The sequence below is a fragment of the Salipaludibacillus sp. CF4.18 genome, from assembly GCF_051262595.1.
Classification (GTDB): Bacteria; Bacillota; Bacilli; order Bacillales; family Salisediminibacteriaceae; genus Salipaludibacillus; species Salipaludibacillus neizhouensis.
Window position 1 is genome coordinate 84,983 of the sequence record NZ_JBIMEV010000012.1, and the last position, 23,202, is coordinate 108,184.

The 23,202-nt window shown below is 37.5% G+C and carries 26 protein-coding genes and 1 tRNA gene; 21 read left to right on the forward strand and 6 right to left on the reverse strand.

Translation table 11 applies throughout. The annotated features are described in order from the left end of the window. The first annotated feature begins 20 nt into the window (after positions 1 to 20). The 6 genes from ACHABW_RS10380 to ACHABW_RS10405 all read left to right on the forward strand — a co-directional run bounded on the left by ACHABW_RS10380 (position 21) and on the right by ACHABW_RS10405 (position 4,322). Positions 21 to 1,160, forward strand: coding sequence for a metal ABC transporter solute-binding protein, Zn/Mn family (locus tag ACHABW_RS10380; protein WP_435755234.1), 1,140 nt, complete (start codon positions 21 to 23; stop codon positions 1,158 to 1,160). A gap of 394 nt (positions 1,161 to 1,554) precedes the next feature. Continuing rightward, entirely contained in the window at positions 1,555 to 1,968 is a 414-nt protein-coding gene (locus tag ACHABW_RS10385; RefSeq protein ID WP_110937669.1) for a BrxA/BrxB family bacilliredoxin, read from the forward strand. A 151-nt stretch (positions 1,969 to 2,119) separates the two neighbouring features. Beyond that, on the forward strand, positions 2,120 to 2,470 hold the full coding sequence (locus ACHABW_RS10390; protein ID WP_110936569.1) for a hypothetical protein: 351 nt from the start codon (positions 2,120 to 2,122) through the stop codon (positions 2,468 to 2,470). 85 nt (positions 2,471 to 2,555) lie between these two features. Continuing rightward, positions 2,556 to 2,630 (forward strand) — tRNA-Arg (locus tag ACHABW_RS10395). 162 nt (positions 2,631 to 2,792) lie between these two features. After that, complete coding sequence (locus ACHABW_RS10400) at positions 2,793 to 3,761, forward strand: aromatic acid exporter family protein (RefSeq protein ID WP_435755235.1); 969 nt, start codon at positions 2,793 to 2,795, stop codon at positions 3,759 to 3,761. 51 nt (positions 3,762 to 3,812) lie between these two features. Beyond that, the gene (locus ACHABW_RS10405; protein WP_435755236.1) at positions 3,813 to 4,322 is read left to right on the forward strand and encodes a L,D-transpeptidase; all 510 of its coding nucleotides are present in this window, start codon (positions 3,813 to 3,815) and stop codon (positions 4,320 to 4,322) included. Positions 4,323 to 4,365: 43 nt separating this feature from the next. Here ACHABW_RS10405 and prli42 read toward each other — a convergent pair whose 3' ends face one another. Then, on the reverse strand, positions 4,366 to 4,473 hold the full coding sequence (gene prli42, locus ACHABW_RS10410; protein WP_220693795.1) for a stressosome-associated protein Prli42: 108 nt from the start codon (positions 4,471 to 4,473) through the stop codon (positions 4,366 to 4,368). 182 nt (positions 4,474 to 4,655) lie between these two features. Here prli42 and ACHABW_RS10415 point away from each other — a divergent pair, with 182 nt between their 5' ends. From ACHABW_RS10415 to ACHABW_RS10435, 5 genes are all read left to right on the forward strand, one after another. After that, positions 4,656 to 6,299, forward strand: coding sequence for an acyl-CoA mutase large subunit family protein (locus ACHABW_RS10415; RefSeq protein WP_435755237.1), 1,644 nt, complete (start codon positions 4,656 to 4,658; stop codon positions 6,297 to 6,299). A gap of 15 nt (positions 6,300 to 6,314) precedes the next feature. Continuing rightward, entirely contained in the window at positions 6,315 to 7,151 is an 837-nt protein-coding gene (gene mce, locus ACHABW_RS10420; RefSeq protein ID WP_435755257.1) for a methylmalonyl-CoA epimerase, read from the forward strand. Between the two features lies 1 nt (position 7,152). Continuing rightward, positions 7,153 to 8,700: an acyl-CoA carboxylase subunit beta gene (locus ACHABW_RS10425; protein WP_435755238.1), complete on the forward strand. Its 1,548-nt coding sequence runs from the start codon at positions 7,153 to 7,155 to the stop codon at positions 8,698 to 8,700. A gap of 170 nt (positions 8,701 to 8,870) precedes the next feature. Beyond that, a complete protein-coding gene (locus ACHABW_RS10430) occupies positions 8,871 to 9,989 on the forward strand; it encodes a M20/M25/M40 family metallo-hydrolase (RefSeq protein ID WP_435755239.1) in 1,119 nt (372 codons plus the stop codon). A 113-nt stretch (positions 9,990 to 10,102) separates the two neighbouring features. Further along, positions 10,103 to 10,603 carry a transcriptional regulator, SarA/Rot family gene (locus ACHABW_RS10435; protein WP_435755240.1) on the forward strand — a complete coding sequence of 167 codons (501 nt, stop codon included), beginning with the start codon at positions 10,103 to 10,105 and terminating at the stop codon, positions 10,601 to 10,603. 38 nt (positions 10,604 to 10,641) lie between these two features. Here the strand turns inward: ACHABW_RS10435 and ACHABW_RS10440 are convergent, their stop codons facing one another. Beyond that, positions 10,642 to 10,839, reverse strand: coding sequence for a hypothetical protein (locus tag ACHABW_RS10440; protein WP_435755241.1), 198 nt, complete (start codon positions 10,837 to 10,839; stop codon positions 10,642 to 10,644). A 214-nt stretch (positions 10,840 to 11,053) separates the two neighbouring features. Here ACHABW_RS10440 and ACHABW_RS10445 point away from each other — a divergent pair, with 214 nt between their 5' ends. The 7 genes from ACHABW_RS10445 to ACHABW_RS10475 all read left to right on the forward strand — a co-directional run bounded on the left by ACHABW_RS10445 (position 11,054) and on the right by ACHABW_RS10475 (position 17,739). Further along, positions 11,054 to 12,331 (forward strand): DNA polymerase IV, encoded by a 1,278-nt coding sequence (locus ACHABW_RS10445; RefSeq protein WP_435755242.1) that lies wholly within the window; start codon positions 11,054 to 11,056, stop codon positions 12,329 to 12,331. A 183-nt stretch (positions 12,332 to 12,514) separates the two neighbouring features. Next, positions 12,515 to 14,884, forward strand: a complete 2,370-nt coding sequence (locus ACHABW_RS10450) for a hypothetical protein (RefSeq protein WP_435755243.1) — start codon at positions 12,515 to 12,517, stop codon at positions 14,882 to 14,884. Next, a complete protein-coding gene (locus tag ACHABW_RS10455) occupies positions 14,881 to 15,180 on the forward strand; it encodes an EscU/YscU/HrcU family type III secretion system export apparatus switch protein (RefSeq protein ID WP_183040892.1) in 300 nt (99 codons plus the stop codon). Before ACHABW_RS10450 ends, ACHABW_RS10455 begins: the two co-directional genes overlap by 4 nt. 85 nt (positions 15,181 to 15,265) lie before the next feature. Continuing rightward, positions 15,266 to 15,688, forward strand: a complete 423-nt coding sequence (fliS, locus tag ACHABW_RS10460; RefSeq protein WP_435755258.1) for a flagellar export chaperone FliS — start codon at positions 15,266 to 15,268, stop codon at positions 15,686 to 15,688. 20 nt (positions 15,689 to 15,708) lie between these two features. Further along, positions 15,709 to 16,557, forward strand: a complete 849-nt coding sequence (hag, locus tag ACHABW_RS10465; protein ID WP_435755244.1) for a flagellin Hag — start codon at positions 15,709 to 15,711, stop codon at positions 16,555 to 16,557. A 290-nt stretch (positions 16,558 to 16,847) separates the two neighbouring features. Beyond that, a complete protein-coding gene (locus ACHABW_RS10470; protein WP_435755245.1) occupies positions 16,848 to 17,285 on the forward strand; it encodes a YaaR family protein in 438 nt (145 codons plus the stop codon). Positions 17,286 to 17,307: 22 nt separating this feature from the next. Beyond that, positions 17,308 to 17,739: an SRPBCC family protein gene (locus ACHABW_RS10475; RefSeq protein WP_435755246.1), complete on the forward strand. Its 432-nt coding sequence runs from the start codon at positions 17,308 to 17,310 to the stop codon at positions 17,737 to 17,739. A gap of 144 nt (positions 17,740 to 17,883) precedes the next feature. Here ACHABW_RS10475 and cbpB read toward each other — a convergent pair whose 3' ends face one another. Beyond that, on the reverse strand, positions 17,884 to 18,345 hold the full coding sequence (gene cbpB, locus ACHABW_RS10480) for a cyclic-di-AMP-binding protein CbpB (RefSeq protein WP_435755247.1): 462 nt from the start codon (positions 18,343 to 18,345) through the stop codon (positions 17,884 to 17,886). Between the two features lie 201 nt (positions 18,346 to 18,546). Between cbpB and ACHABW_RS10485 the strand changes: the two genes are divergently transcribed. Continuing rightward, positions 18,547 to 18,801, forward strand: a complete 255-nt coding sequence (locus tag ACHABW_RS10485) for a hypothetical protein (RefSeq protein ID WP_435755248.1) — start codon at positions 18,547 to 18,549, stop codon at positions 18,799 to 18,801. Positions 18,802 to 19,015: 214 nt separating this feature from the next. Here the strand turns inward: ACHABW_RS10485 and ACHABW_RS10490 are convergent, their stop codons facing one another. The 3 genes from ACHABW_RS10490 to proC form a co-directional block, all read right to left on the reverse strand. Next, positions 19,016 to 19,315 carry a MerR family transcriptional regulator gene (locus ACHABW_RS10490; protein WP_435755249.1) on the reverse strand — a complete coding sequence of 100 codons (300 nt, stop codon included), beginning with the start codon at positions 19,313 to 19,315 and terminating at the stop codon, positions 19,016 to 19,018. Positions 19,316 to 19,689: 374 nt separating this feature from the next. After that, the gene (locus ACHABW_RS10495) at positions 19,690 to 20,505 is read right to left on the reverse strand and encodes an ion transporter (protein ID WP_110936551.1); all 816 of its coding nucleotides are present in this window, start codon (positions 20,503 to 20,505) and stop codon (positions 19,690 to 19,692) included. A 194-nt stretch (positions 20,506 to 20,699) separates the two neighbouring features. Beyond that, positions 20,700 to 21,515 (reverse strand): pyrroline-5-carboxylate reductase, encoded by an 816-nt coding sequence (gene proC / locus ACHABW_RS10500; RefSeq protein ID WP_435755250.1) that lies wholly within the window; start codon positions 21,513 to 21,515, stop codon positions 20,700 to 20,702. Positions 21,516 to 21,675: 160 nt separating this feature from the next. Between proC and ACHABW_RS10505 the strand changes: the two genes are divergently transcribed. Continuing rightward, complete coding sequence (locus tag ACHABW_RS10505) at positions 21,676 to 22,470, forward strand: SDR family NAD(P)-dependent oxidoreductase (RefSeq protein ID WP_435755251.1); 795 nt, start codon at positions 21,676 to 21,678, stop codon at positions 22,468 to 22,470. 141 nt (positions 22,471 to 22,611) lie between these two features. Then, on the forward strand, positions 22,612 to 23,175 hold the full coding sequence (locus ACHABW_RS10510) for a DUF2179 domain-containing protein (RefSeq protein WP_435755252.1): 564 nt from the start codon (positions 22,612 to 22,614) through the stop codon (positions 23,173 to 23,175). Positions 23,176 to 23,202 lie beyond the last annotated feature (27 nt).

Consider the following 23,202-nt stretch of genomic DNA (forward strand, 5'->3'; position numbering starts at 1 on the left):
AGTTACGAAAGGGGAAGAAAATGAAGAAACGAATAATTATTTTTTCTGTTCTTTTAGTTACAGCAGTGATGTTATCCGCCTGTGGAGATAGCCAAAACACTGTGAATTCAAACAACAATGGGGAAGACGAAGCAAATGAATCTACCGAAACGATAGAGATTATGACGACGTTATTCCCTCTGGAAGAGTTTACAAACCGCATCGGCGGTGAGCACGTAAATGTGACTAACATCGTCCCAGTTGGAGCAGATGCACATACGTTTGAGCCTACTGCTAATCAAATGATCGAAATTGCTGAATCGGATTTATTTATTTATAATGGTGCAGATTTCGAGGGATTTGCAGATAGTATTAAGGATGCGGTTGACTCTCAAGATGTGAAAATACTAGCTGCTTCAGACGGAATAGATCTAATTGGGTTTGATCATAGTCATGATGAAGCAAGCCATGAGGAAGAAAACAATCATGCACATGAGAACAACGAAGAAAACAATCACGCACATGAGAGCAACGAAGAGAACAGTCATGCACATGAGACCAACGAAGAGAACAATCATGCACATGAGAGCAACGAAGAGAATAATCATGCACATGAAAATAATGAAACAGACACTGAAAGTACGGAGCATGCTCATGGGGAAGAAGATCCTCATGTTTGGTTGGATCCAATCCGATCAATCCAGCTTGCAGAAAATATTAAAGACGCTTTAGTGGAAATTAATCCGGAAATGGAAGAAGAATTTACTGGGAATTTTGAAGAACTTAAATTGGAGTTAGAAGAATTAGATGATTCCTTTCAACAAATGGCTAATGAAATAACTCAAGATACAATTATTGTTTCTCACGCTGGTTACGGGTACTGGGAAGAGCGTTATGGTATTAAACAATCTGCTATTTCCGGTCTTTCATCAACAAACGAACCGTCGATTCAACAAATTCAGGATGTAATCGATTTTATGGATACTAATAAGATTAATTACGTAATGTTTGAACAGAGCATCCCTACAGATATTGCCGAAACAGTTCGGACAGAAGTTGGAGCGAAAGAGTTATGGTTACATAACATTGAAGCACTAACAGAAGAAGATGTCGAAAATGATGAAGATTATTTTTCCCTTATGGAGCAAAACATTGAAACACTAAGAACAGCTTTACAATAATATAACGGAGGTGACAGCAAGTTTCCATTACTTGCTGTTACTTTTTTAACAGGTAAGAATTTATAAATTTTTAGAGAATGTTGTATGCTTCGATCAAAGGAATCGAATCCGCTATAAGGGGACGCTTTGCGCGGGCAATGCTTCAGCCTCCTTGATAACAAAGCAACAAATTCAAGGCTACACACGCTGCACGACTGTTCTGAGAAAACCATTCCAGGCTAAGACAATGCAGCGGTTTCGCTCATTGCATATAGGATGTTCAAAAAGGTGAAAAAACTACCTTTTTGAACATCCTATATAAATAATCAAACAATATATTGGTAAACAACCGTCTAACGATGTAAAATAGAATTACAGTCCAACTATAGAAAGGGTGTAACTTGTGGAATTTCAAATGTTTATGAATGATGTAGTGCAAGCTGCTCGTAACGATATGATTGAAGCTGGATATCAGCAACTGGAAAGTCCAGAAGACGTAGAAGATGTTTTTAATAAGCCAGGAACTTCCGTTGTGCTTGTAAATTCTGTCTGCGGATGTGCAGGGGGCATTGCAAGACCTTCTGCAGCCTATATGAAGAACTTCGAAATCAAAGCAGATAATTATCTAACTGTGTTCGCTGGACAAGACAAGGAAGCTACAGAAAAGGCTAGAAGCTTTTTTAAAGGTTATGCTCCTTCATCTCCTTCCTTTGCACTTTTAAAAGACGGGGAAATCAAAATGATGTTAGAAAGACATGAAATTGAAGGTCATGAACCAATTGAAGTAGTCCAAAAACTCGAACAGGGATTTGAGACATACTTTAAGTAAACCCTTTAAAATAACAATTTATTGAAGAGACGGTGGAAACCGTCTTTTCTTTGTGGTATAATATTTCCGGTCGACTGATTTCACATATAAATGCACGCTATCACGGAATTTTTCATACATATTAAATTTTATCTAGGTAAGGAGTGTTAGGATGGAAGAATTATATAAACAAATCCAAGTTTATTTGAAAATGGAAGAGGAAATTCCATTTGATGAGTTTGAAAATTATTATAAAAAGATTATCAAAACATTTAATGAACAAGCGGATCAGTTTGCAGAAGAGGACGTTTGGAAAGCATTATTTATTTCCGAAAATGTTATGTCAAACGCAGAAGACCGCTCAAAACAGGAAAAAGGACAAAAAGCGAAAAAGTTTGCCAAAATGTCACAAAGACTTACCTTGTGGGCAAAGAATTTTGCCGGAAGACTTGGGGAGTTAGGCTATAACGAAGAACAATTGAACGAGCGTTTTGAGAAAATGTTTGAAGAAAAAGCAGAGTAATCTAAAGAAATTGTTAGAAATGGTTGATTTTTTTGAATGAAGTTGCTATACTCCTATAGTGCGGATGAAGTTCTTCCGCACCTTTGCGCCTGTAGTGAAATGGATATCATACGAGATTTCGGCTCTCGCGTTCCGGGTTCGAATCCTGGCAGGCGCACCATATACATATATTACAAAAACTTCAGTTTAGATACTGAAGTTTTTTTTAATTAACAGCAGAGAAATCTTTACATATCGTTTTAAAAGAATATATAGTGTAGACTTACAAAAAATACGGATAGAAAATAAAACTGTTTTATTTAGTAGAAATCAGGTGAACTACATGTTTAGAATCGGTTATCGGACAGTCAAAACAGCAGTTGGGGCATCGATTGCAATCATGATTGCTCAAGCATTTCAATTAGACTTTTTTGCATCAGCGGGAATTATTACTGTTTTATGTATTGAAAAAACAAGACGTAAATCAATTTCTATATCCTGGGCTAGATTCTTAGCAGCATTAATAGGAATTGCCTTTGCAGTGTTGATCTTTGAAACGATTGGTTACACTCCTTTGAGTGTAGGAATCGTGTTACTAGTGTTTATTCCTACGACGCTTTTGTTAAAGGTCAAGGAGGGAATAGTCACAAGTTTTGTACTTATGATGCACATATATACAGTATCTGATTTTAGTTTTGAATTGTTTTTGAATGAATTAGCACTAATATCAATTGGTATTGGTATTGCATTAATCGCAAATTTGTATATGCCCAGTAAAGAAAAGGGTCTTGAAAAACTTCAGTCTGAAATCGAAGACTGTTACGGCAAAATATTTCATGAATTTGCAGCGTATATTCGTGTAGGTGATAACATTTGGGATGGCAAAGAAATTACAGAAGCCACCACGATACTCCAAAAAGGTAAAAATCATGCTTTGCAAAATTTAGAAAACCATGTCCTCCGTTATGAAGATGTCTATTATCATTATTTTAAAATGCGTGAAAAACAGTTGGATATTATTGAACGAATGATGCCACTTTTAACATCTATGGACTATCAGGTTATTCAAGGTGATATGCTCGCGGATTTTATGGATGATTTGGCCGACGGAGTACATCCAAAGAACACGGCACATATTTATATCGAAAAAATTGAAGAACTTCGGGAATCTTTTAAAAATATGCCCTTACCTACAACAAGGGATGAGTTCGAAGCTAGATCTGCTCTTGCACATCTCGTAAGAGAACTAGAACAATACTTAATAATAAAAGAGCAATTTAAACCAATCAAAGAATATAAAGTGTTTCGTTGAATAAGAAGCATTGAAATGATGGAGAATAAGCGTAAAAAGGACTGAGACTTGATGTTTTCTATCTTTCTTGCTGTACTATATGTTATTTCACCCATTTGGCCGTTAGGTGAGAATCCTCTTGTAGGGGATCCTTATATCATAGTAAACACAACTTCTCACGAGCTTGCCTTTATAGATGATGGAGAAGTGAAGCAACAATTTGAGGTAGCAATTGGAAAGAATGGTGAGGATACCCCGCAGGGAGAGTTCACTGCTAGTGTAAAGGCAAAAAATCCTTATTATCGAAAAATGGATATTCCAGGCGGTGATGAGAAAAATCCACTTGGAACCCGATGGATTGGTTTCGATGCCAAGGAAACAGACGGCAGGGTTTATGGTATTCACGGGACAAATAGACCTTCTTCAATAGGGCATAATGTAACGAATGGCTGTATTCGATTAAAAAATGCAGATGTGGAAATATTGTTTGAAGAGATTCCATTAGGTACAAGAATTTTGGTTACATCCAGTGAAAAATCAATGGAAGAGCTAGGAATAGAGAACGGAGCTTTAAGCAGATAGAAAAAAGGGCAGCCAATTGTGGCTGCCCTTTCGTATGTCAATATTACAATGAGATTCCCATTAAAACAGTACCTAAAAACATGACAATAATCATCATGTACACGATTGCTTTTCGAAATTTACGGGGCATGTTTCTTCCCTCCTCTAACATTTCTCCTTTATATACTATAGTGTTATGAGCAATTTTTCAAGTAGATATGAAAAGAAAATCAAAGGAAACATGAGAATGACTGAAAAAAGAAAAGAAATACTTCATTCTTAAGGGGAGTCATGATATGTTATATTCAGATCATTCTTTTACCACTAAAGTAGGGCGTGAAGGAGGACAAAGCAATGGAAGAGGAAAAAAGTGAACTTCGAAAATGGCTGGAAAGCATCGAAAAAGAGTTAATCAACCGCCCTGAAAGAGAAAAAACATTCCATACTTCGTCTAATATTACAGTTAATAGAAGTCATTTTCCGAGTAAAATTGACAGCGCTTACATTGATAAAATTGGTTTTCCTGGCGAATTTCCTTATACAAGGGGGATACGTGGAACGATGTATCGCGGTAAGCACTGGACGATGAGGCAATATGCGGGTTTTGGTTCAGCCAAAGAAACGAATAAACGATTTCGCTACTTATTAGATCAAGGGCAGACAGGATTATCGGTAGCATTTGATTTACCGACTCAAATCGGATACGACTCAGATGATCCAATGGCGCTAGGGGAAGTAGGAAAAGTTGGTGTAGCGATTGATTCGTTAGAGGATATGGAAATGCTCTTTGATCAAATTTCGTTGAACCAAGTGAGCACCTCGATGACGATTAATGCTCCGGCTGCTGTATTACTGGCAATGTATATTGCTGTGGCAGAGAAGCAAGGGGTTCCGACAGAAGAAATTCAAGGGACGATACAAAATGATATTTTAAAAGAATATATTGCTAGAGGCACATATATTTATCCTCCTAAAGCATCAATGAGACTCATAACCGATATTTTTGCATATTGTTCAGAGAATGTACCAGCGTTCAATACGATAAGTATCAGTGGTTACCATATACGTGAGGCTGGCTCTACTGCTGTCCAGGAGTTAGCTTTTACGTTAGCCAATGGAATAGCATATGTGGAGGCTGCGATCGCAGCAGGACTCGATGTGGATCGTTTTGCACCAAGATTAGCATTCTTTTTTAACGGCCATAATGGATTTTTCGAAGAAATTGCGAAGTTTCGTGCAGCAAGAAGAATGTGGGCAAATATAATGAGGAACAGATTTCATGCAAAAAAACCGAAAAGTTGGCAATTGCGGTTTCATACCCAGGTGGCAGGATCTACTTTAACGGCTCAACAACCGGAAAATAATGTCGTTCGTGTTGCTCTTCAAGCGCTCGCTGCTGTTCTGGGAGGAACTCAAAGTCTGCACACAAATGGAAAAGACGAGGCTTTATCTCTACCGACAGAAGAATCCGCAAGAATCGCATTAAGGACGCAACAAATCATTGCTCATGAGACTGGTGTTTCCGATACAGTTGATCCTTTAGGTGGTTCTTACTTTATTGAGGCATTAACAGATGATCTTGAAAGAGAAGCACAAAAATATATTAAACAAATTGATGAAATGGGCGGGGCTGTGGCTGCAGTTGAAAAACAATACATGCAAAGGGAAATTCATCGTGCGGCCTATGACACGCAGAAGCGATTGGAAAATCAAGAAGATATTGTAGTAGGGGTCAATAAATTTCAAGTTGGAGACGAACAACAACCGGATTTAATGAAGGTAGACGAAGCTTTTGTGGAAGCTCAATTAAAGCGTCTGACCGCTATCCGTAATCGTCGAAATGAAAAGAAAGTACAAGAATTATTAGGCCAGCTTAGGTTAGCTGCAAGAGGCACAGATAATTTAATGAACGTGATTATAGAAGCGGTAAAAGAATATGCAACGGTTGGAGAGATTTGCCATGCCCTTAGAGATGTTTTTGGAGAATATCAGGGGTAATACAAGGAGGAGTCTATCGTGGATAAGATACGGGTATTAATTGCTAAACCAGGATTAGATGGACATGACCGAGGAGCTTTAGTTATCTCTCAAGCGCTGCGTGATGCAGGAATGGAGGTTATTTATACTGGACTGAGACAATCACCGAAACAAATCGTAAAAGCGGCTATTCAAGAAGATGTAGATGTCATTGGTTTATCGAGTTTGTCAGGAGCGCACAATGTGCTTTTTCCAGAAGTGCTTAACGTTTTGAAAGAAAATGAAGCCGAGGATATTCTAGTTTTTGGAGGTGGAGTTATTCCTCTGGAAGATGTCAAAACACTTGAAAAAAAAGGCATTCTCAAGATTTTTACTCCAGGGACGTCTACAAAAGTCGTGGAAACTTTTATAGAACAAGCTGTCAGAAAACATCGCGGAGAATATACAGGGAAAATAGATCCGCCCAAAAAAATTGATCATATAGGAATAGCCGTCCATTCATTAGAAGAATCGACAGCTTTTTATGAAAATCATTTTCAACTTAAAGTCCAGGAAATTATTGAAGTACCGGAACAAGGAGTCAAAGTAGCCTTTTTACCGATTGGAAATATGAAATTAGAGCTATTAGAGCCGCTTGGAAATAACAGTCCTATCCAGAATTTTTTAAATAAAAGAGGGGAAGGGGTCCATCATATTGCGTTGGCAGTAGATAACATTCAGGAGCGGTTAGAGCAATTAAAAGCTCAAGGAGTGTCGTTAATTGATGAGGTGCCAAAACAAGGTGCTGCAGGCTATCCAATAGCTTTTTTAAACCCTAAGAGCACACATGGCGCATTACTCGAACTTTGTGAAACAAAGAAAGGGGGCGAGTAATATGGACATGTACGATAAAATTAACGAGTTATATGATAAGCGGCGAAAAATTGAGATGGGCGGGGGAGATGACAGAAGAGATAAGCAGCATAATAAAGGAAAGCTCACTGCAAGAGAACGCATTGATATACTCGTAGATGAAGGAACTTTTGTGGAACTAAATCCGTTTATGGAACACCGATTTGATGAAGATGGCATGAAAAAAGGGTCAGCACCAGGAGAAGGTGTTGTTACCGGCTATGGTCAGGTGAATAAGCGTAAAATTTTTCTTTTTGCGCAAGATTTCACGGTTTACGGTGGCGCACTTGGTGAAATGCATGCTAAAAAAATTGCAAAAGTGATGGATTTAGCTGTGCAGAATAAAGCTCCTTTTATTGGATTAAATGACTCAGGAGGAGCACGGATTCAAGAAGGAGTGCTTTCTCTTGATGGATATGGACATGTTTTTTACCGAAATGCAATTTATTCTGGAGTCATTCCACAAATTTCAGTGATCATGGGACCTTGCGCAGGCGGAGCAGTGTATTCGCCGGCTATAACTGATTTTGTTTTTATGGTGGAAAATACGAGTCAGATGTTTATTACCGGCCCTAAAGTTATCGAAACAGTGACAGGGGAAACTATTTCTGCAGAACAGTTAGGCGGAGCATCTGTTCATAGTGCCAAGAGCGGAAATGCTCATTTTTCCTGTAAAACAGAAGAAGAAGCACTTCTTGAGGTCCGATCATTGTTAAGTTATTTACCACAGCATCAAGGTGAAAAACCTCCTAAAACAGCTTTTAAGAAAAAAGACGACTTTCTTTTTGATCTACTTGACCTTGTACCGATGGATCCTAGTAAGTCCTATGATGTAAGAGGTATCATTAAAGAGATTGTGGATCCTAACACGTTTAAAGAGGTACATAAAAATTTTGCTAAAAATGCAGTGGTTGGTTTTGCGAGAATGGAAGGATATTCGATAGGGATTATAGCCAATCAGCCGAAAGTGATGGCAGGTGGTCTCGATATTGATTCATCAGATAAAATAGCAAGACATATACGTTTTTGCGATAGCTTTCAAATCCCTCTTATTACATTTGAGGATGTAACCGGATTTTTTCCTGGGGTACAACAAGAGCACGGAGGGATTATACGTCATGGCGCTAAAATACTTTACGCCTATTCTGAAGCGACTGTACCAAAGATTACCGTGATTACGAGAAAGGCTTACGGAGGGGCTTATGTTGCGCTTAACAGTAAAGCGATTGGTGCTGATATCGTTTATGCTTGGCCGAATGCTGAAATTGCTGTAATGGGACCTCATGGCGCGGCAAATATTATATTTGCAAAAGAGATAAAGGACAGTAATGATCCGTCTAAAACGCGCGAAGAAAAAATAGAAGTATATCGGGAGAAATTTGCAAACCCATATATAGCCGCGGCAAATGGGATGATTGATGATGTCATAGATCCGCGGGAGACTAGAATAAAGCTTATCCAAAGTTTAGATATGCTAGCTGATAAAGAAGAAACTCGTCCGCTTAAGAAGCATGGAAATATACCTTTATAGTTTTTACGTGTTTTGTTTATAAGTGACGTATAGACTCAGGGCTCTCTGTGCGCCGAAAATACAATCTATTAATAGCATTTACTACCGAGATTTCTTTATAATTGGGAAGGGATCAAATAGTTTGCTACAATAACAAAGCAAACTATTTTCACATTGGAGGGAAATTACGGATGGTAAATGAACAACGATTAATCGAAGAGTTTTTAGAACTGGTGAAAGTGGATTCGGAAACCCGTTATGAACGCAAAATTGCAGATGTTTTAAAGAATAAATTTGAGAATTTAGGAGTGATTGTAAAAGAAGATGAAAGTACTGCTATTACTGGACATGGTGCAGGAAATCTGATTTGCACGTTAGAAGGAACTTTGCAAGTTGATCCAATTTATTTCACTTCTCATATGGATACAGTAGTACCAGGCAAAGGGATAGAACCCCTAATAGAAGACGGTTACATAAAAACGGATGGTTCAACGATTCTTGGAGCAGACGATAAAGCTGGCTTAGCAGCGATGCTGGAAGCAGTTCGTGTCATTAAAGAAAAAGAAATTGCGCATGGAACGATTCAATTTATTATTACTGTTGGTGAAGAATCAGGATTGGTAGGAGCGAAAGCTTTTAAAGCAGAGGATATCATAGCTAAGTATGGTTATGCGCTTGATAGTGACGGAGATGTTGGAACGATCATCGTGGCTGCACCAACTCAAGCAAAAGTTAAAGCAGTTGTACACGGAAAAACAGCTCACGCAGGTGTCGCTCCTGAAAAAGGTATTTCCGCAATAACCATAGCCTCTAAAGCAATTGCAGCAATGCCACTAGGAAGAATTGATGACGAAACAACAGCGAATATCGGTCGAATCGAGGGCGGAAGTCAAACAAACATCGTTTGTGATCGTGTTGAGATTCTTGCAGAGGCGAGATCATTGCTTCCCGGGAAAATGGAAGCGCAGGCACAAGCAATGAAACAAGCGTATGAAACAGCGGCGACTGAAATGGGTGGTAGTGTAGATGTTGATATCCAGCTAATTTATCCAGGTTTTAAGCATATGGAAGGCGAACAGGTCGTTGAAATTGCAAAAAAGGCGGTTTCTAATATAGGAAGGCAGTCAACATTGAAACAAAGTGGAGGCGGCAGTGATGCTAATGTATTTGCAGGTTTTGGGATTCCTACAATTAATTTAGGAGTTGGTTATGAAGCAATCCATACAACGAATGAACGACTTAAGATTACGGAATTGGTGAAAACTGCAGAACTAGTGGTTGCTATTACCCAAACGGCCGCAAAGCAATAACAGTCAAAGAGGAGTTCGATGAGTGATCGGCTTATGAGAATGTCCTCTTTCTTTTTTTTTATGAAATATATGGTAAGATACTTGTAATATACCATTAGGAAGAAGGGAAGAAGATGGACGAAGGAATGCTGGAGCACCGCATTTTAAATTATGTACGGGGGATAGGAAAAGCATTAGAGGATGAGTGGCAATGTAAAGCAAAAGAGTTAGGTTTAACTTTTGCCGAACAGCACGCCATGTGGATTATCTTTTCTAAGCAAAAAATTTCTATTTCGGAGATTGCAACATTAGGGTTGTGGAACCGGTCCACAGTCATGCAAATGATGACGAGACTCGCAAAAAAAGAAATAATATCCATGTCAAAGGACGCAAAAGATCTGCGAGTAACCTACGTTGAATTAACGGAAAAAGGAGATAAGAAGAGAGAAGAATCGCTACATAAAGAGTTTAAAGTACTAAATTTCATTAAAGAAAAGTGGGACAATGATCCGGTCATGATGGAATATGTTGCGGAGTTCAGCAGAGAATTTAATCTGCATTTTCATGGCAAAGAGTTTGTAGACTGGGTTGGGAGTGCTACGAAAAGTAATAGTACTAACTTAAAAGATAAATAGAATACTAATAGATGTAAGAAAAAAGAGCCCCACTCTCTTTATTGCAACAGGGTGGCAGGCTCGATGGTACCAAATTCTATTGATTCAAGAATTACTTCCTCGGAATAACCTATCTTGGATGAAAGTTGTCGTATGGTAGGTGATGGCCATTCCTTTCTTACGTAATCAGTCACTACCTCCACTACTCGGATTAAAACCAGATCATAAGTGGATGTTTTTCTGACAAATTGCGGCATAGTTCTGACCACCTCTCAACTATATTAATCATTATAATAACACATATTATAACTGGAAGAAAAGAAATAAACGTTCATATGTGTAAAAATGGAAAGCCAACTCTGTTTACTAAGGAGTGAGGTTTTTATTTTTTTGGAAACGTTTGTTCGTTGATTTATTTGTTCAAAAGAGGCAAAATAGAAAGAGAGATTTATTGAGAGCGGGTGTCAGATAATGGCTAAAGGAAGAGTGCTTTTTCATGTCGATATGAATAGTTTTTACGCCTCTGTAGAAGCAGCTTATGACCCAAAGCTTTTAGGTAAGCCTTTAGCCATTGCGGGAAATGCTAAAGAAAGAAGAGGGATTGTTGTGACGGCCAGTTACGAGGCAAGAGCAAGAGGAGTTAAACCGCCGATGCCTCTTTGGGAAGCATTAAAGAAGTGTCCCGAACTTATTGTACGGGAACCAAATTTTGACCGGTATCGTCAGGCTTCTAAACAAATGTTTCAACTATTATATGAGTACACACCGTTAGTAGAACCAGTCTCCATTGATGAGGGTTATATGGATGTAACTGACGCAAATATTTCCTTAGAAGCACTAGAACTAGCAAAACATATCCAAGTTCGCATAAAAAAAGAATTAGCGCTTCCCAGTAGTATTGGTATAGCCCCAAATAAATTCCTGGCTAAAATGGCTAGTGATATGAAAAAACCGATGGGAATCACCATTTTACGAAAGCGGGAAGTCAGCTCTATTCTGTGGCCGTTGAAAACGATAGAAATGCATGGAGTTGGCGGTAAAACTTCAGAGAAATTAGAAAAAATGGGTATTTATACAATTGGTGATATTGCCAACGCAGATCCGGAAAAGCTTCAACGGAAACTAGGAATAGGCGGAATGCGAATTTACGAAAAAGCCTATGGAATTGATGATCGTCCTGTGGATCCGGATTCTGTGAATGAATTTAAAAGCATCGGGAACTCCACAACATTACCAAAAGACACAACGAGTCAAGCTCTTGTCCGAAAAGTAATCATGAACCTTTCCGATTCTGTTGGACGTCGTTTACGGAGAAAAAATGTTTATGCCGGTAATATTCAATTGACGATTCGTTACCATGATCACAATACGATAACAAGGTCACATAAGCTTATTTATCCGGTTCATTCGCACGATGATATCTTTACAGCCGCATGGGAGTTATGGGTGAAATATTGGAATGGAGATCCGATACGGTTGTTAGGTGTGACTGGAATGGATTTAGTTGAAAAAGGATCAGCATATAAACAATTAGATTTATTTGCCTATGATAAAGAGGAAAAAGAGGACAAATTAAACGGAATAGTCGATGCCTTGAGAAATAAGTACGGTGAGAGTGCATTATTAAAAGGAACCCAAATAGGAAAATCAGATCGAAGCGATCAATTACGAGACAGAAAGAGACGGGGAACAAGTCTGGAAAAGGATTTTTTACGTAATGATTTATTTAATAAAGAAGAAGAGAATTAGCAAAAACGTCTACAGAATAACTGTTGACGTTTTTTTGTGAGATAAGAATTTATAAAAGACGGCTATGCCGTTTTTCTTACGTGGATTTGGCTAGTTACAGATTTCTTATATTGTCTTAACATCCTGCACCTATAAACCGATAATGTATATGAAAGTAGAGATGTATTGGGAGGAGAATCACCCATGGAAATACAAAATCAACCATTGAATATACAAACAAAAGGAAACGAACGTCCTGCTCAATTAAGAGAAGGCGATATATATAAAGCAAGAGTGGAATCAAGAATATCTGATCGGGAAGCTGTTTTATCGATTCGAGGACAAGAGGTTCGCGCAAAGTTTGAAGGGAAAGTTCCTGAAAACGATCGAATTAATATCCAAGTCCAAGAAAAATCAAATGACGGAATAAAAGTAAAAGAGGTTCAGGCTGATACTGGGCAATCAAAAGGGACGGCAACAAACAACCCTAGTGGACAATCTGCTGAGCGCGTATTACGGGATCTAGGACATAAGGAACCTAGTAAGGAACTTGTACAATCAACACAAAAGCTGCTAGATCGAGGGGTACCTTTAACGAAAGAATCAGCGAATGACCTGAAACAGTATGTAGAATCTGGACGTGGAACGCAAAAAGAACGAGGTCAAACGATTGAAATGATGGCACAAAAAAGATTGGAACCGAGTTCTTCTCAACTTCGGGCGGTGCATGAAGCTTTACACGGACCCAAAGTAACGGACCAGATAAAAGAGATGACTAAATCTGTGAATAGAGAGCCTGTTACTCAGACTGGATCATTGAGGGAAGCTAACAGGGTGCCTTCGAGAGAAGCAGTTATACGCGCAATAGACAATGTTCGCAGCAGTTTGCAATCGGGACAAAATGTGCGGCAATCGATCGAGCAATTGCAGCAAGTTGTTCAGCAAACTGGTGACCTAAAATTGCGTCTAGAGGTAAATCAAGCACTTCGGGAAATGATTGTTACGCAAGCGAAAGCAGGAAGGGAAGCAGCGGCAGATCGAATGCTTCAATTAACTCAGCAGCTACAGAAAACATCTCTAAGTAATCAAACACACTCAACTAACCAAGTGCAACAAAGTATACCTACAGTTACCAATTGGCTCGGAATGATTGAAAATGAATCTGACTTATCAAAAGCAATTGCAACGGTTAAGTCAGAGATGCCACAGGCGAGCCTTTCTGCTCAATCCACCCAACAATTAAATCAAGGGATGTTACAAGCAACGGACCGTCTTGAATCAGGGAGAGAGCTAAAGGCAAGACAAATAATGGTAGAAACTCTTCAACAAGTGGAACAATCCATTCCAAAAGAAGGACAAGCTCAATTAATAACCGATTCTAAAACAGAGATGCAACAATATATGAAAAATGATTTTTTACAGTCTTCTCCAATATCATCAAAAAGTTTTCTCGTTACAGAAGTAACTGAACGTCTAGCGCAAGCAACAGATCAATTCAAGGAATTTCAACGTGATATGTCAAAACAATTGGGTCGAATCGACACAATGATACAACAATTCCGGCAAAATTCAGTTCAACAAACTAGACCGATGCTTGAGAATGTTATCCAACAGTTGGATCGGTCAATTATGAAAAATGACTGGATGCTTTTTGCGGATATGAAGACAGAAAGAAAAATGTTAGGAGCTAGCAGTGATCTTGCTCAAGCGAAAAATTTGTTGGCAAAAGGGAATTATCAGGAAGCAAGGCAATTAGTGAGAAGTGTGCAACAAACGATGGATGCGATGCAATTTAAACCATCGAATCAACGCGTGCAACACTTTTTAACGCAAGAACAAGAATGGAGACAACCACAACCTACTGTGCATAGATTATCACAACATATGGACCACGTTTCTCGGTCTTTCGTGACGCAAGAAGGATCGGGACGTCAAGTATTTGAAGGCGTGAGAGCGATGGGGATGAACCGGGAAACGGAGCTTGCACAATTGTTGGCGGCAGGAAAAGAAGTTCCGCCAGATTTACAGCAACGAAACATGAAATCTATTTTAATGCAGTTGGCAAAAGGGGAAGAGGAAGGAAGCCGAAGCCACCAGCAGGCTCAGCAAACACTTCAACATTTGGCAGGACAGCAATTAATCAGTCGAAGTGATTCTCAGCAAAACATGCATACGTTAATGCTTCAAATACCCATCATGTTAAAAGGAGAAGCCGAGAATTTACAAGTATTTGTGAATTCTAGAAATGAAGGAGAACAAGTAGATTGGGAGAATTGTAACCTTTATTTCCATATTGAAACGAAGAAACTTGGGGCGTTAGGAATTTCCTTGAACGTTTCTGATCGAACACTGAATGTGACGTTAAAAAATGATTCCCAGGATTTCAACGAGAAAGCGGAAGCAATAGGTCAAAAATATCTAGAAAACCTTAAAGAGGTTGGTTTCCATATCAATGCTATTAAAACGAGTACAATGTCACCAGCAGAAGAAGCGAAAAAACCGGCCGAGACGCCGCAAGAAGAAACTCCAATGCTGCCGTTTATGACTAAGGAAGGATTTGACTTTAAAATATGATGATCTCGAAGCATTTTAATCATGTAAATCGGCGAAAATTAAATGGTCCTTCTGCAGCGGTCATTCGTTATGATGAAGCGAATGGAGAGGAACCTCAAATTGTTGCTCAGGGGAAAGGATATGTTGCTCAAAAAATTATTGATCTTGCCAAGGAGAACAATATCCACCTGGAAGAGGACACGATGCTACTTGAAAATTTATTGGATTTGGATTTGGGAGACAATATCCCTCCTCAGCTGTACGCGGTTATTGCTGAAATGTTATTACTCATAGAAGAAATGGAAAGAAACTATTAATTATTTATAGGAAGTAACCGATAATACTATTAGAGACACGGATGGATACGAAAACATACATGGATGTGGCGATGTTTTCATGGAGGTGAACGAATTGATTTCAAAAGAAGCTTTACATAAAAAATCTCCTCAGGAAATTACGGCACTTCTGTATGAAGCCTGCCTAAATAATCTGGAAGATGCGAAGCAAGCTATAGATGAAAAAAACTATTTTGTCGCTAATGAAAAACTTCAAAAAACAAACGATATCTTCCAACGATTAGGGGCGGGGATTAACTATGAAGCTGGGATAATAGCAGATCAGTTAGATGCACTCTATAATTATTTGGCAGATAGACTTGTTACAGCAAATTTTAAAAAAGACACAACCATTATTGATGAAGTAATCACAACTATTGATTCATTAAGTGAAGCCTGGGCGAAGGCATTAAAGTCAAACGATGACCCTTCTCAGAAAACATTGAAGATGAAAAATAGTGCTTATGAACAAAATATTAAGTACGAATAAATTTAAGGGGTGCTCACGTAATGAAAATCAATAATAATATACAAGCTCTAAATGCATACAGGAACTTGAACCAAAATCAAAACGCTACATCAAAAAACTTAGAGAAACTTTCTTCTGGTTTAAGAATAAATCGTGCTGCTGATGATGCGGCTGGGCTTGCAATCTCTGAAAAAATGCGGTCTCAGATCCGTGGTTTAAAACAAGCAGAAAGAAATGCGATGGACGGTATATCTCTTATCCAAACTGCAGAAGGCGCATTGACTGAAGTTCACTCGATGTTACAAAGAATGAGAGAGTTAGCTGTACAGGGTGCTAACGATACAAATACACAAGAAGACAGAGAGCAAATTCAAAAAGAAATTGATGAATTAGTGAAAGAAATAGACAGCATTTCCGACAAGACAGAATTTAACACACGAACTCTATTAGATGGTAATGATAATAATTTATTCTTTCAAATTGGAGCCAATTCAGGTCAGAACGTTGAGATAAATATACCAGAAATGAGTTCTGATATCTTAGGTACAAACGAAGAGTTTACTACCACCACTATTAAAGACATTAATATTGCAAATGAAGATGAATATGCAAAAGGCGAAGACCCTATATCTGTTTTGGACAGAGCAATTAGTTATGTATCTGATACTCGCGCGCAACTAGGTGCTTTACAAAACCGAATGGAGCATACAATAAATAATCTTCAAGTGACCCATGAAAATCTATCGAGTGCAGAGTCTCGTATTCGTGATGCAGATATGGCCCTTGAAATGACGGAATTTACTCGGAACAATATTCTTAATCAATCAGCAACAGCAATGCTTGCTCAAGCCAATCAGCTGCCACAAGGTGTTCTTCAATTATTACAGTAGAATTCGACTAAGAAAGGCTGCCTCGGTAGTCTTTCTTTTATTTGTAAAGTAGGTTGCAATAGAAGGTAGCTGATAGGATACGATTAAAATACAATGCAACTGAATGCTTCTTTAAGATTTTGATAAAGATTTATTGAAGAAACCCTTCCAAAAAGTTTACTTTGTAAATAGAATAAAGTTCATGATATTCAAAGAAACTGATAGGATATATACAAGATGGTCTCTATCTAATTTAATAAAAATTTTATATAATGAAGAAACGAGAACCACTTAAAGAGGAGAATTCTAAAATGGATGTGCAACGTGTTGGACGAGCCAGTTTAAATAAGATAGATCAAAAAAAAGCCATTACGGAGGCGAAGGTTTCTTTTCAAGAAATTATGAAACAAGGTCGTAATAACGCTCAGTATGAAAAATTGAATGAGCTGCTGACTAAGATAGATGATCAGGGAAAGACGTTATCTGAATCGAGAACAATAGATGAACTTCGAAAGTACAAGCAATTGGTTAAAGAGTTTATGGATGATGCTGTTAAACTAGGATTGAGTCTGGAGGAGCGAAAAGGTTTTAATAGACGAGGAAGGACTAAAGTTTATAAAATTGTAAGAGAAGTGGACCAAAAACTCTTGAATTTAACGGACGCTGTTCTTAATGAACAAAAAAAAGGGTTAGATATTCTGAATATGGTTGGAGAAATACGCGGCTTACTCGTGAATGTTTATGCGTAAATAGCAGGAAAAGAGGGTGTCTATGTTTCGTCATACTTTTTATTATAAAACTGAGCTTCCACGTTCGATTTCGGAGGTTTGGTCATTTTTTCAGACGAATGAGAATTTAGCTAGTATTACTGCCTTTCCAAAGATAGATATTCTTGGAGATAAAGATGTAAAAGAAGGAGCTTCGGTACATCTTCGTTTAGATTTTATTCTGCTGCGGCTACACTGGAAAGGGAAGATTACTAAAGTAGTTCCAGAAGCTTATTTTATGGATGAAGGAGAAAAATTACCTTTTCCATTCAAAACTTGGCGCCATGTGCATGCATTTAAAGAGCTAGGTCCTAATAAAACAAAGATGATTGATCGAGTAGAATATGAATCATTCGTGCCTCCTTTCATTGTAAACCTTATGTTAAAAGGGATGTTTTCTGATAGGGAAAAACAGTTAACTAAATTTATGAATTAAATTTAGTTGTGGAAATGATATAGCATTCATAAGTAAGGACCTCACATCATTCACATAACGTGAATGATGTGAGGTCCTTTAATGTCGAAATAGAATTTAACACAAAAAAGACCGAACTAGGTTTCAGTTCGGCACATAACTTAATTACGGACGTTCTAGCTTTCTTTGTTCATGAAAATATCCATTAAGGTACGCTAAGATTTTACTTCTTGGAATGATGCCAAGAAAGGCTTTATGTTCGTTTTCAATACATACAAAGGGATGATTAATGGAGTATGATAAAACTCGTTCAAATGATATGTCTTCATCGACACAAGCAATATCTGTTGTCATAACATCTTTAACTTTCCATTGATCTAATTTTTCCAGTTCAATTCGTTCCATTCCTAATATTGAATCCAATATTTGTGCTTTACTTATTAATCCACTTAGTTTAAAAGTTGCATCTAAAACTGGTATTGCGGTATAGCCTGATTTTACCAGGACTAGTAAGGCGTGCTCTAAGTTATTGTCAGGCTGAACATGAGCAACCTCTTCAGCTGGCAATATTAAAGTATGAATAGGGTGACTCAATATTTTTCCATCTTCTAAATTTTGCAAATTCATGCACACTTTCCTTGGTAAGATTTGACCTTCTCCTAGCTAACATCATTCAAACCTTTTTGATACTCTCTTATATTATAGTAGACAAATAATGTTGAAAAGTCAAATGAAATGATATCGCTTACACGCCTGTTTTTTCAATTCTATGATGACAACGTTTATTTATTTTAATTTTATGACATACTAGTTCAGAGGTGATCAGGCGTGCATAGTAAACAAACAGTTCGGTACATTTGTAAAAACTATATCTCGGGCTACTCCTATTATTTTAAACAAGAAATTATTGCATGTCATTCGTGGGAACAGCCAGAAACCCTTATCTGGGGAGCACTGCGACCAATAACTAAAAAAACATTTATGAAACGCAATGAAGAGGGTTATAAATGTTATAGCTATCAAATGAAAACATCACCAGCAGACGTGATCCCTTTCCCGAGCATGACCGGACAAATGTCCTAAGTAAAGAAGGAACATAAAAAGAACATTGTGAAAACCACAATGTTCTTTTTATTCAGTTTTTTTAAAAGTTAATCCCAGCTTTTCTGAATCGAAAATTCTATAAAGAATAAATACTATTATTCCATGAAAATGAATTTTGCTGAATGATACTAAAAATCTTGCTAAAAACAGTGTATGAAAACCCAAAACATTGTCACATTTTTCAGAGCACAAACTATTTTCTGATTTTAAATGCAGCATTTAATTGTCCACGTAGCATTTTATCACGAACATCTGTTTTCTTCATTTCTTCGCGGCGAATCTCAAAAGTCTGCATACCATCTTCCATTTTATTCGCAATATCTACGAGTCTTTCTACATCATCAAATGAATACTTTCGCGTACCACCTTTACTTCGATCAGGAAATATAAGTTTTCTTTCTTCATAGTATCGAATTTTGCGTTCAGATAAACCAGTTAACTCACTGACAATACCTATTCCTATAACTTTTTTGTCTTTGTACGAAAATGCCAAAGGAACCCCTTCCTTCTCCATCGTTTTTCATACTATATCATGGAATAGCTAGAAGGAAATAATTTTCGTTAGATAATCTGACAATCGATCCTTATTGGGTATATTTTCTTCATCCTTAATAAACGGAATATTATATCAATTTTGCTTATATACCGTGGAAATACGCCGATTTCATAGTTGTTGGATGCATTGTCAGAGAGCATATTCTCTATAGAGGAACATTATTCTTGAATAAAAATAATGTTCTTTTTAGCAAGATAATTTATAAAAAATTATTGGTTTTTACTAAAAAAATTTGGAAATGCTTTAAGGGTATTTTCTAAAAGAATGCTTATTTTTCAAATGAACGATCAGATATTGAAATGAGGGCATCTTTACTTTTTGGAGAATTCGGTTTTAATTAGTTCTGTGAGCTCTTTTACTTCTTTACGTAATTCTTTCACTTCTGCATGTGTGTCTTCTGTTTCTTCTTCATTATTCTCTGCCTTATCTACGTTGTTAACAATAACGCCTATAAACAAATTAAAGACAACAAAGGTGCCGACTAATACAAAACTCACAAAATAGACCCACGACCATGGGAGCTCCGCAAAAATAGGCCTCATAACCTGGCTTGCCCAAGATTCCAGAGTGACTACCTGGAAAAGGGTAAGAAGTGATAATTGTAAACTTCCGAAGTATTCAGGCGCGACTTGTTGAAAAAGCATTGTTCCGATGACTGCAAAAATATAAAAGATAATTCCCATCAATAACAGGATGTTACCTAAAGCCGGAATAGTCATTAACAAGGCATCTACTAGTTTTCTTAGTGATGGTATGACAGAAATAGCACGGAATACTCTCAAAACACGTAAGACCCTTAAGACGGTGACAAAGTGTGCCCCTATAAATAAATGACTGGCACCAACTATGAGGAAATCAAACCAGTTCCAATTGTTTTTAAAAAACTGTTTTAGACTTGGCGCTGCCAGTAACCTTAAAGCTATTTCGACTGTGAAAATCCATAGAAGAACAGTATCAGCGGCCCAAAACCAAGAGCTGTATTCCTCATAAATAGTAGGATAGGTTTCTAAGCCTACTATAATTGCATTTATTACTATTAACGTGATAATGATGCTGATGAAAAGAGTGCTTTCTACAATCTTATGCAATGTATGTTTCCAGATTTTTTGCGGTTTTTCTTCTGTCATTATAATTTCCTCCGAAGGTCATTTGATTGTGTAATAGTCAAATACTCTTCAATTTTACTTGAATGGGATAAAAGAAGAAACCTCCAATGTTTTCATCATTGGAGGTGGTGATGCTCATTTAAATAAAAGATGTTTCTTTTAGATTGTTGCTTTGAATTCGCCTAGAGTTCGTTTTTCCAGCCTTTACTTTGGTTTCACTTATTCCCCAACTCTTGTGAACGTTCATAAGCTTTCTCAATGCATTCGACCATAGCATCTTGAACGCCGCGTTCCTTCAGTACGTTAAATCCTGCTTCTGTTGTTCCACCCGGACTCATGATTTGCTCATAAAGTGACTTTGGGGAGAACACGTTTTCTTGCACCCGAATACTAGCGCCTAGTAATGTTTGCGAAACAAGGTGACGAGCCAATTCTGGATCGATGCCAATTTTCTCGGCGGCTTTTTCCATTGATTCCATTAGATAATAAATATAAGCGGGTCCAGTACCTGTTAAAGCAGTCATCGCGTCAATCTTCTCTTCAGGTACTTCTGCGATTTGTCCAACAAATTGAAGCAAATGCGTTACTGCTTTTTTGTTTTCTAGGCTGATCCACTTTCCGATTGAATAAGGAGTCATCGAGGCTTGAACGATGGCAGAAGTATTTGGAATACTTCTTATGACTGGGATAGCATGATCCCCAAAGAAATTTTCCATGGATTGTATGGTTACTCCTGCCATCACGGACACTAATGGAGTACCTTGCTTCATGGTAAATCGAAAGGGATCTAAGGCTTTTTCCCAATCTTTTGGTTTACATGCTAAGAAAACAACATCAGCATGTTCGGAGAGTTTATCTACCGATCTAGATATTGAAATACCGTATTTCTTTTTAAGCTCTTGAAGTTTAAAATCATTGCTATAGTTAGTGACCATAATGCTGTCAGGGGAGACCTTGCTATCTTTTACCCAACCACCGATTAGTGCCTCAGCCATAGAACCAGCACCAATCATTGTAATATTCAATGTCATTAAGATTCCACCTTTTCTAAACTTTCTGATTATTTAAATTCTCCTTATTATGGATGTGCTTAAGAAGTATGTCAACTTGAAATAATATATTATTTTCGACTAACGTTGAATTGACAATTATAATATAACCAACTTGAATATAAGAAAGGATGTTGTCTGCGTGACAAAGAAACTTTTAGATGAACTAGTAGCTATCTCAGGAGCTTCGGGAGGAATAGGTGAAGAGATGGCATTTGAGGTTGCGAGAAGAGGCGGCACTCCAATTTTGCTAGCCAGATCAGAGGATAAGTTAAAAAAAGTAGCCGAAGCTATTTTTGATGAAACAGGAATAACAGTCCCTTTTTATAAATTGGATGTGTCTAATACAGAAGATATCCACTATACTTTCCAGCACATTTATGAAAATATTGGGATGATAACGACATTAATTAACAATGCAGGCTTCGCCAAATTTGATCTTGTAGAGGATGCGGATATAAATGATATTGAAGCAATGTTTAGGGTAAACGTTTTAGGAACGATTGCCTGTACGAAAGCAGTTCTTCCTTATATGCTTGAAAAAGGTTTTGGACAAATAATTTTTATCGGTTCACAAGCAGGAAAACTGGCTACACCGAAATCAAGTGCATATTCAGCTAGTAAACACGCGGTGTTGGGTTTTGCTAATGCCTTAAGAATGGAACTTCATGATAAGCCGATCTACGTTAGTGTTGTGAATCCGGGCCCTGTCCAAACTGCTTTTTTTGAGCATGCAGATAAAACCGGACAGTATGAAAAAAGTGTGAAGAAATTCATGCTTGATCCTTATGTTGTTGCTTATAAAATAGTTCGACTCATAGATAAACCTAAAAGAGAACTTAATTTACCTTTGTGGATGGGGATAGGTTCGAAACTCTATCAGCTATTTCCATCTCTAATTGAGAAAGTAGCAGGTAAACAGCTCCACCAAAAATAGAAATATTTTGATGAAAAATAACCTTTAAAAAAAGACAGAAAAATCGTTGCCAAAATTTCTCGAAAACTTTTTTATAAAAACTATATCTTTTTCTCTATTCTCTGTATAGAATATATTTGGAATTAGAAAGAGGTGGATGTTATGTTATTAGAAGCATTGTTAATATTTTTAGCACAACTTTTGTATGTGCCAATCTTCACGTTGCGTACGATAATGATGGTAAAGTCTCAAAAAGGTAAGGCTTCTGGACTTGGTATTTTAGAAGGTATGATTTACGTGGTTGCAATAGGAATCGTTTTAAGTGACTTATCAAATTATTACAATATGGGAGCCTATGCATTAGGTTTTGGTGTTGGTTTATATTTAGGAGCATTAATTGAAGAAAAACTGGCTATTGGTTATGTATCCATTGAAGCAAACATTCCAAGAAAGAACCAGGAATTAATAAATAGACTTCGTGAAGTTGGATTTAGTGTATCTACTTCTTCTGTCGAGGGAATCGATGCCGATAGATATTTACTCTATTGTACATCTAGAAGAGATCGTGAAAAAGAGTTCTATCGATTAATTGATCAATATGAAGAGAAGGCATTTGTCGCTTCTTATGAGCCTCGGAATTTCAAAGGTGGCTATATAACGAAGGGGATGAAAAAACGTCGGGAACTGTTTCTGAAAAAGAGAAGAGAAAAGCAAGAATCTGCATAACTAGAAATAAGAGGGACTAGTGATAAC